Raw genomic sequence first — 12388 nt, 5'->3', positions numbered from 1 at the left:
GCAAAATAAATGGGTGAGCAAAAAAAATATCGCGCGATCGGTTCTCTTATTTTTTTGCCCCGCAATTTTTTTGCCCTTCAACACAAGCCACGATCGCCTCAACAACCCGCTTAGTTTCCTCAAGATCTCGAACACAGATCGACGTTACCCCCGCTTGCTTGGCCGGGAAATCGTTCCCGCCAGGGAAAACCGCGTCGCCGATGAAGAGCATGTCGGGGATCACAATACCCAATGTGTCGCGGAGCTTTCCAGTCCCAAACGCTTTCGTTATTCCGGGCTTTGTGACAACAATCGACGCGGTGCCACCGAGGTTGACCGAGAACTCGGGAATCAAGTCATCAAGGATCGCTTGAATCTTCTTTCGTTTCGCAAAGTCAGGATCCCACTTTTGCTTCTCTTCAATGGGAGCCTGACCTTTGGCAATATTCTTTGAGTCTCTTTTTGAGCGAGACTAGCCAATCAGTCAGCCTTTGCCGCCTCCTCCAAAATCGTAACGATGGTGTCTTCCACTTCTTGAGCAACCTCCTCGAGTTGTGGGACGTTGAACATTGCCAGCAAATTTGTTGGCTTCAATGTTGCCAATACCGTTCTCCCATCCTTCTCGTAGATCGAAATTCTGCACGGCAGTGCGGTGGAGACACTCATGTCTGCATCGAGCACCTCCTTTGCCTGTTGCGGCTGACAGACCTCGAAGATCAGGCATTCACCGGCCAACGCCACCCCTTTCTTCGTCATGGTCTCTTTAAGGTTGTGAACCTGCATGACGCCAAAGCGATTGGCGTCGACGGCCGTCTGCAAAGCAGACGCCGCTTCACTTACGGTTTTGTCGGTCGGGACTTCGATCAGCATTTATTCGCTTTCATGGTTGAGTGTTCGTTGCAGACCCGGAAGTTTTTTCATTGGCCATGCCAATCCCGAGCACACGGCATACCGAACTTCATGGTTAAAATGCAGACCTTCGATATCTGCCGAGGGGATTCAAGGTTGATTGCTTGGACAGTCCAACTCGTTGAATAATTCTTGAAGCTGCTGAAAATCGATCGGCTTGGTAAGGTGATGATCGAATCCGGCTTCAAAAGCCATCTCGCGTTCGAACGTTTGCCCATTTCCAGACAATGCGACTAAACGGATACTCTCAAGGCCGTTCCGCCTACGAATTTCGCGCGCCAGTTCGTGACCGCCCATCACGGGCATGGTCAGATCAGAAAAAACGACTTCTGGTTTGAACGTTTCAAGGATTTTCAATGCGTCTCTCCCGTTCTCAGCGACACGGACCTCGTGTCCTAATTTCTCTAACAACTGTTTGGTCACGAAGCGCATCGCTCGCAGATCGTCAACGATCAGCACGTGACGCTGGTGGGAGCGTTGATCAGAGACCACATTAGAGGGAACGTCGTCTCCATTCATTCCTGTCACAATCGGCAAACGGACGGTGAAGGTGCTACCGCAATCGAGACCATCGCTGGCAGCAGTTACAGCGCCTCCATGTAATTCCACCAGGCTTCTGACCAAGGCCAATCCGATCCCAAGTCCTGCAGAACGACATCCATTCACGGTTTCAACTTGTTCATACATCGTAAATATCTTTGTCAACTGATCGGCGGGGATACCAATCCCGTTGTCGTGAACTCGAATGAACAAAAAGCGGTCGTTTGTACCCAGATTCAGCACAATTCTGCCGCCGCTTCTTCCAAATTTGGCAGCATTGTTCAACAAATTGCTGACTACCTGAGTCAATCGACAACGATCGCCACAAACACATGCGCTACCACTTTCGTCGATCACCTCGAGCGACAAACCATTTTCGGAAATGAAGATTGATGTCTCTTCGACAGCAGCTTGGATCACCGAGGCAAGTGTAAACACCTGTTTGTCAAGTATCACTTTGCCGCAATTGATCCGCGAAGCGTCAACCGTGTCCTCAACCAAATGAACGATCTGATCCACTTGACGTGACATCATTGCTAGAACCGTTTCAGCTTCCTCGCTCAAACTCATCATGGCCATCAATCGAAGGCCGTTTTTGAGTGGGGCCAGCGGATTGCGAAGTTCGTGTCCCAAAGTCGCGAGCAATTCAGTATTACGGTGCTCCATCTCGACAACTAATTTCGAACGAATCGCGGCATACTCCAACGTCGATTCCAACGGTTGTCTTTGGTCATTTGAATCATTCATGTGTTTTACGTCTTGGGATTCTTTTGAAATCTGTTTTCCCGCCAATTAGGCGAATTTTCGCATTGTGGTAGTCTCCCACAATCGAGGATCGCCAGTAAACTACCATGGCGGATTTTGCCACTGCGTGTCACGCCGCATCACAGGTCGTGGATCACTTTGGGTGGGAGGGCTGCCCGCAAAGCGTTGAGCACCGCGGCGACATCAATCACCTCTTGGGTGATCGAGCCCATCACTGGGCTGAGATAACCCGCCGCCGCGAAGCCCATTCCGATCAAGCTCAGCGCCATCCCGCCGATGGCACTTTGCAGCGCAATGGTTCGCATCCGACGACTGATATGCATGAACTCGTCAACCTTTTCCAGCGAGTTGTTCATCACCACGACCCCCGCAGCCTCCGCGGTCACATCACTGTTCTGACCGATTGACATGCCGACCGTCGCGGCCATCATCGCTGGTGCGTCGTTAATGCCATCGCCGACGTACAGCGTTTTTGCCTTCGCTGTTTCGAGGCGAACAAGAGCAAGTTTCTGTTCTGGACTTTGCTCCGCGAAGATTTCCGTGATTCCAACTTTTTCAGCGAGATAACGAACCTCCGACTCGCGGTCTCCAGAGACGAGCATCACGCGAGTGAAAGCGTGCTTCGGCCCCAGATGCTCAACGAAACATCGACTTTCTGATCGCGGTGCGTCCCGGAATCGAAACACGGCGGCATAGCGGCCATCGATCGCGACGACACACTCGAGCCCCCCGGCGACGGCGGGAAGTTGATCTGCACCAGCAATGTCCTGCGAGAGTAACTTGTTGCGGCTAGTGATCTGAACCGTGCGGCTGGAGACAATTCCGACGAGCCCCTGTCCTGGACGCTCGCCCACTTCAGTCGCTTCCTGCAAATGAATCGCATCGGATTTGGCCGCGTCAAGAATGGCCCCGGCAAGTGGATGCTTGGAGTAGCGTTCCAAACTTGCAACGACAGTCAGCACATCCTTTTGCCCAAAGCCCGATGCGATCACTTGCTCGGTAAGCGTCGGTTCACCGTATGTCAGCGTTCCCGTCTTGTCGAAAATGGCGGTACGGCATCCAGCGATCTGTTCCAGCACAACGGGACTCTTCACGATGATCGCTCGTCGAGCGCAAAGCGAGATCGAGCCGATTATGGCAATTGGAATCGCTAGTAGCAGCGGACAGGGAGTGGCGATCACCAACACCGCCAAGAAACGAATTGGGTCGCCGCTGATAGACCACGCAAGGATCGCGACAGCCAATGCGATCGGTGTATAGAACGCACCTATTTGATCGCCAAGCCGTTGCAACTTTGGTCGTTTGCTTTCCGATTCTTGCATCACTCGCATGATCTTGGCGTAGCGTGAATCAGCGGCCACCTGAGTCGTGCGTATGGTCAGCGCCGATTCGCCGTTAATCGCACCCGATATCACCGTCGAACCGGCGGTCTTGGTAATCTGGAACGGCTCGCCTGTTAGGTAAGATTCGTCCATCACCCCGTGACCCTCGATGACCTCGCCATCGACCGGGCAAATGTCGTGTGGGTAGAGAATCAGCGTGTCGCCGACGACAACTTCCGCCAGTTCCACATCGGCAATTTCGGAGTTCTGCTTGCGGTGAGCAACCGACGGCATGCGTTTGGCAAGTGCCGCCAGCACCGAAGATGCACTGCGAAGCGCATACGACTCCAAAGCTTCGCCACCGGAGAGCATCAATACAATGATCGAACCGGCAAGGTACTCGCCCAACAGCACGGAGGTGATGATCGAAATCCCACCCAACAAATCCGAACCGAATTCTCGCTTGATCAGTTTCTTCAGCAGGTCAAATAGCAGCGGGAGACCGCCGACAACCAACGTTACCAACAATGGAATTTCGCTGAGCGCCGTCGTGGCCTTGAGGCCAAACCGCAGCAGCAGATGCAAAACAATCGCCAAAATGGCGAAGGCCGCGATGACGAGCGACTTTCGGCTCCGCCACTTGAAGAGCCGATTTGAAACCGGCTTGGGCGGGTTGGATCTCGGCGATCCGGTTTTGCTTTGCTGTTCGGTCGGGGTGGTCAATTCGATACTCAGTTCATCTGCCACAGTGTGAAGTTTAAGAACGCGGCAAAACTCACCCAGGCCAGATAGGGAACGAGCAAAAACCCCGCTTGTCTGTTAACTTTCCAGAACGCAATCAAGGTTGCGCCGAGTACCAACCAGAGGAGCGTGATATCAACCATCAACGGATACAAAGAAACCAGTACCGGCCGTTGCAAGACATAACGCAACCCAGCCGACGAGGGCGAATGCTTGGCATTGATCAATGGTCGCTGACTTCGCAGTGTCACTCATCAAAACGGCAAACGTCCCATCAGCAACAACACAAGCAGGATCACGACGACGAGCCCCAAGCCGCCGCTCGGGCCATAGCCCCAACTGCGACTGTGCGGCCAAGCCGGGATCGCTCCCAGCAGCAACAGAATCAGCACGACGAGTAAGATTGTTCCTAGCATCTTCATCTTCCAAAAGGGTGAGCATGTTTCGCATCTGATCAGTTGCTTTCAAGCCACTGGACGACAAGCAAACGAATCATCGTGATCGCAGAAACAGGCTCACGGCCACACCGGCAATCAGACCGCAGCCTACGCAAAACATCAACGATTCGTACGGATGTCGACGAACCATCCCTTCGACTTCAGCATAGCCGTCGCGCACAGCGGTTGCGGCTTGTTGCGATGCTTCTTGAGCACAGTTGACCGCTTGGTTGGCTGTCGCACGAACATTTTCGCGGGTGTGGTTTAACGCGGCGGTGGCTTCGTTACTAAACTCGTCGAAAAACTGCTCGACATTCTCCCTGGCCTCTCCGGTCTTTCTCTGGATCGTGCCCATCAGTTGATCGACATCGCCATTGAACGTCATGACATCATCATCGGTGAGTTCGCCCCACTTGCTCCGCAGTCGACCCTTGAATTCGTTCCAGTTTCCCTGGAGTGTTTGTTGGCTAATCATTGTTCTGTCAGTTCCATTTTTGATAAGATGTCAAGCGGATGCTCAACGAAGGATACGCACCTTCGTTTCGTGTTGCTTCGCGGGAATCATTGCTTCGTTGGCGATGGTTCCGTCGCTGGTCGCACCAGTTCATTGACTTCCTCTTTCGCTTCGCCCGCTGATTCTTGGAATTTGTTCTTCACAGCATTCTTAGCTCGCCAAAACAAGCCCTTCGTGAATCCATGACGAGGCTTCATTCGCTTCAGACTCGTCAAAGTAGCGAACGGTCGCGGTGGTAAAGGGTTTGCAAAACATCGCCATGCCCTCTTCCCACTTCCGGTCACCGACCAAGGCGACTCGTTCAATGTGAGCGTAGTGACTGATGTCGAACTTGATGTCTTCCCACATCGCCCCGATCGTCCAACCGTGGAAGTCATACATCTCAACCAAGAAGCGAATCTTTCCGTGCACGGCGACCGCTCCCTCCACTTCCTTTGTGAAGTGGGCATAGTCATCGGCACTGAGCTTACCGCTCAGCGTCAGGATCAGAATCTTCCCGTCGGCTTCCTCGTTCAATAGCACGGTCATGAAATTGTCTCGCATGGTGGGCTGGGTATTGTTTGGCGTTTACTGAACAGATTGTATTTCGGGTCATTCATCGTTCCCATCGCGTGCTCACTGAAAACAACATGGCGGATTCCGCCATTGCATGTGAAAGAGACTAAGATTCTTCCTCGCGTTCTTGTTTTGCCTTTTGCCAAAGTGATCTTCAATCGGGCGCAGAGTGACCAGAACAAGGATTGTCAGCACCGCACTCGTGACTGCCAAAGGATACTGACCAAGACCACACGCGGTGCCGATGGCAGCCGACAGCCAGATCGTGCTTGCCGATGTCAGGCCGAGCACCTCATGCCCTTCATTTGTCTTCAGAATCGTGCCCGCTCCGATGAAGCCAACCCCGGCCGCGATTCCCTGGACCACACGGGTCAAGTCGAGCGTCGACTCCGCAGACAACTCGTGGCAGGCCAAAACGAAAATGGCCGACGCGAGGGAAACCAACATGTGTGTGCGCAAGCCAGCAAAGTGGCCGCTGATCTGGCGTTCAAATCCAATCACCCCGCCAAGCAGCACCGCGGACGCGGCTGGAATCAGTACTTCAAAGTAGTTCATTTCGATCGCCTTGATGATGTCCAGCTAAGCGAACCATTCGGGCAGCAAGCCTCGCAGGCCCGACGCTAACATTCCCATGGCAATGCACGCGAGCAACATCCCCATTAGTCTCGTCACCACAGCCATTCCGTTTGTTCCTAAGACGTCCGCGATGCATTTGGCTAGCGAAAACACGGTGACCACGATGATCGCGATTACAAAGCAAACGGCTGAGATCCAAACGCGATCACTGAACGTTGGATGCTGCTGGGCGGTCGCCACGATCAATGCGATCGTGCCTGGTCCTCCGACGATTGGAATTGCCAACGGAACAATTGCGATGGACTCGCGATCTGAGGCGTCTTTGGCTTCTTCCTTGGTTTGCGCACGCGACTTGTCGTTGGATAGCATCCGCAAACCGATGATCAACACGATGATGCCGCTGGCCGACAGCAACTCCGGGACATCGACGCCGGTCCAACGCAACACCTCTCCGCCAAACCAGGTGGAGACGAGCATGATAACGAGGACCGCGATCGCGCAGGTTCTTGCCACGCTTCTTGATTCGGAATTGCTACGGGACTCCACCATGGTTGCAAATATGCCTGCGTTCCCAACCGGGTTCACGACCGACAACGAAGCCGCCCCGAAAGCTGGTAACCATGGTTCATCCATGACTCTCCCATGTCTGGTTGTCGTAGAGATTTATCTCGCGAAGCAAAGCCGTGGCGTTTCATCGCTCCATCCCTTCGCGTCGGATCAAATCAACCAAACCATCGACCGAGGTGAACTTTCCAACGACGCTGGTTCGAGGAAACATTAATTTGGGAATCGCACCTTCGCCCACTCGCTTGTAGAGAGCCGCGTGTCGCGAGATGTATTGATCGGGAACGGCTGAAGCTAGTTCAACCTCCAATTTCTTGGAATCCACCAGCGTTCTTGCTTTTGCAATCGTATCGGCGTAGGTGGGAGGGTGCTCGTCTGCCATCATCCACAAGTGCAACGATGCGAACGCCTTCGGATCGACTCGCCATGTCGCTACGGCGAGCTTCGACAGCACGCACGACTCTTTGTAGTGCGGACCGGTGACCTTGATCGTCGGATTGCAATCGGAATTAAGCGGAACTGGCAATAGAACAATTGCCAATTTGTCGCCAAGTTCGAGCTGCGCGCCACGGACCGCCTGGAACGTCTCACGGCAAGGCGGACAGCAATAGTCGAACATCTCCACGACGACATACTTCGCATCACTGGGACCAATGTGCGGCCAATCCGCAACTTTCAGTTTGATTGCGCCTCCCTGAATAGATGCAACTCGTATTGGCAATTCATCAGCTTGCATTGCTTCGGCTTCGACGATCCCGATGGCAACTAAGCCGGGCAACGCCAATAGGTGAGCATATCCCTGAAGCGGCTTTTGAATTCCGGTACTGGTCACCGGAGCACCAAATAGATTGTCTTCCAGATTCTCGTTGCGACTGTTAGGCGGAACAATCTCCAACGCATCGCTCCCATCGACGCTTGGTGTGTCGAAACGCTCAATCTCGAACGCCGCTGGTGGAGGCGTCAGGAGTTGGCCAGAAACCAAGATCATCAACCCAATAAAACTGAGCGATGCGATCGCCATGGCGGACTTCGCTCTTAGCGGACCAGCGATCAGCAACGTCATCGTCGCAACCAACCCGCACGTGTGAGCCAGCATGCAGTAGAGACAAATGTGTTGAAGGACCAAAAGCTGAACCGAGATGAACCAGATCGCACTCATTCCGGCAGCAAACACCGCAACGGTTACGACAATCCAAGCAATCTTGCGTCGAGGCCGACTGAAGCGATCCAAACTTGCGACAACCAAAGACACAGCAATTGCGAAATAAATAGCGAGTGCCAATAGGCTGACGGGAACGCCGAACCAGACTGACCATCGGCTTCTTGCCACACCTTCACAGTCAATCCACCCGCCACCACTCCCGCATCCCGCAATGGGTGATGAGGTCAAATGGGTCCACAACAAATAGCTGCTTGTGCCAATTGCCACACTGATACATATCGCCAACACCGTTCTTACCGGCCAACGCGGCAACGATTTGATGTCTTGAAGGAGCCAGTTCAGCGCTGCGGACGGATTCAATTTCGAGAGGATTGCTCCCTGAGGCCTAGCGGGCAGCGTTGGGGTGGTCGAGTGATTCATTGTTGACACGTTGTGCAGTTAGAGACGACATTTTGGAGAAGCGGCCATGCCACTTTCGACTACAGATGCTTGTCGAACTGCATGAGACTTCGAGATGCGATCACGGGGTCTCTCACGACGTTGGGATAAACATCGGAGCATGGCAAGGCCTCGGCTAGCACTTCGTTAACGGTCCTCATTTGCCGGCAAGTTGGTGGCCGTACGCATCTCCGGTCAAACCAGAGACTTCAGGCATTGGATCGGCGTAGTGATCGGATCGTGTGAGTGGGTCGACGTACTCCAACCGCGACAACGGCTCGCTCGTAAGTTCGACGGACGGTCGCGATTGCTGGAATGCCATCAACGAGTCGTGTGAACTTAGGTCGAGAAAGTGCGAGATACCCTGCAGAATTTTTTGGATCGCACCAGGACCTTGGCGATATATCTCCGAGGTCACCATCACAACGTCCGCACCTGCAATCATTGTCTTGAGTGCGTCCTCACCCGTGCGCACACCGCCACTCGCCGCAATCGAGAGATCCAACCCGCCGGTGCGTGCGTGAACGATGCCTTCCAAAGTGGTGCCAAGAGAGCCGGTCGGCGAAAGTTCCCAACGAATGGTCCAGTGCATGCGGTCGATGCTGACGTCCCACTGGGGGCGATGGGCGAACAACACTAAACCATCCACCCCAGTGGCCCGCAAGCGGTGCGCGACCGAAGCCAAATTGCTGAACTGTTGGCTGAGCTTGACGGCGACAGGAATCGAAACGCGATTGCGGAGGTTTTCGACCAAAGCGATCAGACGGCATTCCAAGGCTTCACACGACTCGTGGGGATCAGGCATCCCATTTTGCCAATTCAATTCGATCGCGTCAGCACCCGCGGCTTGGATTTCCGCGGCGTATTCGAGCCATGGCCCCTCGGTTGAACCATTGAGACTTCCGATAATGGGAACTTGGCAAAGTTGCTTAAGATTCCGAATCGTCTCCCGGTAGTTCGTCGTGCCTCCATTGTATTGCTCTTGCTGTGGCCGAAAACCGCTCTCCGAAATGGAACCGAGCGGGTCGCGCAATTTCATCATCGAGTGCGTGATCTGTTCCTGAAGCATTGACGGAAGCACGATCGCGCCGGCTCCCGCGCAAACCATTTGCCGAACCTGCTCGGGTTCAATCGTTAACGGACACGCGCCGACAACGACGGGCGACGACAACTCCATTCCCATGTACTTGGTGGTGAATTTTTTCGACATTCTTTTTAACGCTTTGTAAGTGAATGGCGGCATTCAGCTTGGATGCCTGAACGAAACAGAAGTTTGGATTTTGAGTCGGGCTTATGAGAGTCAACGACGGCTGTGGTTCCGCTCGTGCTTCAGTTTGGCGAGCTCATCGCGTTCAGACTCGCTGAAGTAGAGCGGCAGGAACGGAGTCTGGATCAGAATTGCAATGCACAGCAATGTGGCCGCCACCACGCCAACCATCGGCCAATTAAAAAATGACGCCGCGATGATGAAGGTCCCTATTGCGAGGACTCCGATCACTTTCATCAATGTGACGATGCCGACCGTTTCGATGTCCATTTCCAGTTCCTCGATAGTGATCCTCTTTTGGTTCGGCGATCGCAGGCTGGATGCCCGCGAGCGCACTTCAAGGTAGTTTGAGAACGCCAGCACGGCGTACAGCACAGGAATTGGAATCGCCGCCAAGTACGCTGCTTCGCGAAAGAAGAAGATACATACAATGGTTACGATCAGGGACAACGCGAGCATTATTCGCACGCCAGTTCGGAAACGTCGTGACACCACATGCGCATCGGGTTCGAACGGTAAAGGTCGCACGTTCTGCTCAATTTGATTGCTCATGAAATTCCACGCGTTGTTGATTTTTGCTTCCCTTGGCAGTCGAAACAGAACTTGCGACGGGACTCATCGCAAATGCAATTCTGGTCAACGCACCGGCTTGCCTATCCGCGTTGTGCAGATGTGCCTAATATCCAAAGTCACGGTAGCCACGATTAGCGAAGCCACCGACGCCGATTCCGATACTCAAGCCCCTCCGTGATGGATAGCTGTAGCCGCGATAGCCGCTACGGTAGCCGGACTGGCGTGGGTAGCCATAGCCATAGCCATAGCCGTTGTAGTTTCCGAAGCCAACCGAGTAGCTTGGATATGAGCCGATAGTCGCAACGCGGTATCCAGGGCTGGCGACCATGTAGACGCGGTTCACGGGATAGTTGACGTACTGCGACGTTTGTGTGTAGTTGCCGCCAATGTATCGGTAGTGGCTGCGGCCTTGAGCTTCGGCTTCGTTCGTGTCAAGCAGAAGGCTCGATGTCGCGACAACCGCCGCGATGATCCAAATTTTATTGCTCATCTTCCGAATCTTCCAAACAGAGTGGGTTTCCGGTCGCAGCGCCGAAGTTGGTCCTGCTCTTGAAATCTACAGTTGAGCGTCTCGATTCGGAATCGTTCAAAGTCTGAAAACTCCCTGGTGGATTTGACCAAGACCAAAGCGACTGGTGTTGATGGTTGAATCCGCCAGACTGCTTTCGGCGATGCCTCGATACTCGATGCCGTTAGGTTCTCGGACAATGAGGCAGATCAATGACTTCGCGATACCATGGTGCAAGCCCATCACGAAGGAACACCATTGCCGAAGAGTCCGAACGGGAGTTGCCAAAGAGCGGCTTCGACATGAAGAAGCTCTCGATCGTCGGCAAGGACTACCGCACCGACGAACATCTCGTCGATTGCCTCTGCACGAATGCTTAAGAACCGAATCCATGTCGTTTGCGACCATCACTAATCTTACCGACGAGCAGCTCGAAACGATCGCGGTCGGCGAGCGAGCGTCCGCCTGCCGGCAAGTCAATGCACGAGACGCTATCGAACGCTGGGAGAACGAAGGCGGAAACTTGCTCGCTCCAACCGAAACCACCACTACCCATAACACCACCCCTCGATTCAAGGGAATCTTGATCACTATGAATGAAACCCATGGCTATGTCAGTCAAGCCACCGCCATCATGACTCGAAATGCCCGCAGCATTCAGGCGTTCGGCCATTTAATCCCGATGCCGCTGGCTTTGCATGAATCCGCCCGTCAACAGACCGTTGACAACCTGAACCAGTTGCTCGCCGACACGATGACGCTGCGGGACATGTACAAGAAACATCACTGGCAGGTGTCGGGGCCGATGTTTTATCAATTGCATCTGTTGTACGACAAACATTACGCGACGCAGGCCGAACTCGTCGACACAATCGCCGAACGCATCATGATGCTCGGGGGAATCAGCATCGCGATGGCACAGGACGTCGTCGACAACACGACAATCCCTCAACCACCGAAAGACCGCGAGTGTCCCGAATCGCAGTTGACTCGGCTTCTTCAGGCTCACGAGATCACGCTTCAAGCCGCCCGCTCGATGGCCCGCCAAGCGAACGAAGTCGGTGACGACGGTACCAATGACATGTTGGTCAGCGAAGTCATCCGCGGCAACGAACTGCAAGTCTGGTTCGTCTCGCAGCACCTCGTCGGTGCTCACGCTCACATTGAATGAAATAGCGTCAATCACCACTCGAGCAAAGGTTGCTTCACATGGTCCGTGGGAAGGTAGCCCAATCTAAAACGGCTCTTTCGGCGAAGGGATCAATTCAGATTCAGTTGCGAAGCCGTCAAGTTCAATCGCGAACAAATCAAGTTCAAAGAGGATGAACCAAACAAGATCGCGCCGATCGTCTTCATACCGGACAGCTGCGCCAAGCTTGGTTCGTGAAATGCCTTTTCCGTCAACTTTTCTAAAAGAGGAATCAGGAATGTTTGGACATAACGCACGCGAAGCGAAATCAGTTTTCAACGCAGGACTTCTGAAAACGTTTGGAAAGTTAAGTCAGCCGGACATTGTTAGAATTAACGGGCAGCCCAAG

16 protein-coding genes and 3 pseudogenes are annotated in these 12388 nt (G+C 53.6%); 3 read left to right on the top strand and 16 right to left on the bottom strand.

Features of this window, described 5'->3' with window-relative positions:
• The first annotated feature begins 70 nt into the window (after positions 1 to 70).
• A complete protein-coding gene (locus SH139x_RS05255; protein ID WP_488354232.1) occupies positions 71 to 433 on the top strand; it encodes a hypothetical protein in 363 nt (120 codons plus the stop codon).
• A 26-nt stretch (positions 434 to 459) separates the two neighbouring features.
• Here SH139x_RS05255 and SH139x_RS05250 read toward each other — a convergent pair whose 3' ends face one another.
• The 15 genes and pseudogenes from SH139x_RS05250 to SH139x_RS05180 form a co-directional block, all read right to left on the bottom strand.
• Entirely contained in the window at positions 460 to 849 is a 390-nt protein-coding gene (locus tag SH139x_RS05250; RefSeq protein ID WP_488354231.1) for a DUF302 domain-containing protein, read from the bottom strand.
• 129 nt (positions 850 to 978) lie between these two features.
• The gene (locus tag SH139x_RS05245) at positions 979 to 1884 is read right to left on the bottom strand and encodes a response regulator (RefSeq protein WP_488356161.1); all 906 of its coding nucleotides are present in this window, start codon (positions 1882 to 1884) and stop codon (positions 979 to 981) included.
• An 18-nt stretch (positions 1885 to 1902) separates the two neighbouring features.
• Positions 1903 to 2094: pseudogene (locus SH139x_RS05240) on the bottom strand (histidine kinase dimerization/phospho-acceptor domain-containing protein); the annotation flags it as partial.
• A gap of 218 nt (positions 2095 to 2312) precedes the next feature.
• Positions 2313 to 4262 (bottom strand): heavy metal translocating P-type ATPase, encoded by a 1950-nt coding sequence (locus SH139x_RS05235; protein ID WP_488354230.1) that lies wholly within the window; start codon positions 4260 to 4262, stop codon positions 2313 to 2315.
• Positions 4247 to 4393, bottom strand: a pseudogene (locus tag SH139x_RS05230) (tryptophan-rich sensory protein); the annotation flags it as partial. The pseudogene SH139x_RS05230 and the gene SH139x_RS05235, both read right to left, overlap by 16 nt.
• Positions 4394 to 4510: 117 nt before the next feature.
• Entirely contained in the window at positions 4511 to 4672 is a 162-nt protein-coding gene (locus SH139x_RS05225; protein ID WP_146577450.1) for a DUF3309 family protein, read from the bottom strand.
• Between the two features lie 76 nt (positions 4673 to 4748).
• Positions 4749 to 5168 (bottom strand): CsbD family protein, encoded by a 420-nt coding sequence (locus SH139x_RS05220; RefSeq protein ID WP_488354229.1) that lies wholly within the window; start codon positions 5166 to 5168, stop codon positions 4749 to 4751.
• Positions 5169 to 5357: 189 nt separating this feature from the next.
• Positions 5358 to 5735 carry a SpoIIAA family protein gene (locus tag SH139x_RS05215; protein ID WP_488354228.1) on the bottom strand — a complete coding sequence of 126 codons (378 nt, stop codon included), beginning with the start codon at positions 5733 to 5735 and terminating at the stop codon, positions 5358 to 5360.
• A gap of 87 nt (positions 5736 to 5822) precedes the next feature.
• On the bottom strand, positions 5823 to 6317 hold the full coding sequence (locus SH139x_RS05210) for an MgtC/SapB family protein (protein WP_488354227.1): 495 nt from the start codon (positions 6315 to 6317) through the stop codon (positions 5823 to 5825).
• Positions 6318 to 6341: 24 nt separating this feature from the next.
• Positions 6342 to 6971 (bottom strand): MarC family protein, encoded by a 630-nt coding sequence (locus SH139x_RS05205; protein ID WP_488354226.1) that lies wholly within the window; start codon positions 6969 to 6971, stop codon positions 6342 to 6344.
• Positions 6972 to 7029: 58 nt separating this feature from the next.
• Positions 7030 to 7965: a DsbA family protein gene (locus tag SH139x_RS05200; protein WP_488356170.1), complete on the bottom strand. Its 936-nt coding sequence runs from the start codon at positions 7963 to 7965 to the stop codon at positions 7030 to 7032.
• Positions 7966 to 7977: 12 nt separating this feature from the next.
• Positions 7978 to 8484: pseudogene (locus tag SH139x_RS05195) on the bottom strand (vitamin K epoxide reductase family protein); the annotation flags it as partial.
• 175 nt (positions 8485 to 8659) lie between these two features.
• On the bottom strand, positions 8660 to 9712 hold the full coding sequence (locus SH139x_RS05190; protein ID WP_488354225.1) for a dihydroorotate dehydrogenase-like protein: 1053 nt from the start codon (positions 9710 to 9712) through the stop codon (positions 8660 to 8662).
• Positions 9713 to 9802: 90 nt separating this feature from the next.
• Positions 9803 to 10321, bottom strand: coding sequence for a hypothetical protein (locus SH139x_RS05185; RefSeq protein ID WP_488354224.1), 519 nt, complete (start codon positions 10319 to 10321; stop codon positions 9803 to 9805).
• A gap of 124 nt (positions 10322 to 10445) precedes the next feature.
• On the bottom strand, positions 10446 to 10832 hold the full coding sequence (locus SH139x_RS05180) for a hypothetical protein (RefSeq protein WP_488354223.1): 387 nt from the start codon (positions 10830 to 10832) through the stop codon (positions 10446 to 10448).
• A 230-nt stretch (positions 10833 to 11062) separates the two neighbouring features.
• Here SH139x_RS05180 and SH139x_RS05175 point away from each other — a divergent pair, with 230 nt between their 5' ends.
• Positions 11063 to 11230: a hypothetical protein gene (locus SH139x_RS05175; protein ID WP_488354222.1), complete on the top strand. Its 168-nt coding sequence runs from the start codon at positions 11063 to 11065 to the stop codon at positions 11228 to 11230.
• Positions 11231 to 11241: 11 nt separating this feature from the next.
• A complete protein-coding gene (locus tag SH139x_RS05170; protein WP_488354221.1) occupies positions 11242 to 12021 on the top strand; it encodes a Dps family protein in 780 nt (259 codons plus the stop codon).
• Positions 12022 to 12084: 63 nt separating this feature from the next.
• Here SH139x_RS05170 and SH139x_RS05165 read toward each other — a convergent pair whose 3' ends face one another.
• A complete protein-coding gene (locus SH139x_RS05165) occupies positions 12085 to 12318 on the bottom strand; it encodes a hypothetical protein (protein ID WP_488354220.1) in 234 nt (77 codons plus the stop codon).
• Positions 12319 to 12388 lie beyond the last annotated feature (70 nt).

The sequence above is a fragment of the Kothea flammea genome, from assembly GCF_052161645.1.
Lineage (GTDB): Bacteria > Planctomycetota > Planctomycetia > Pirellulales > Pirellulaceae > Laterigemmans.
This window is presented reverse-complemented; position numbering and strand designations above follow the sequence as displayed.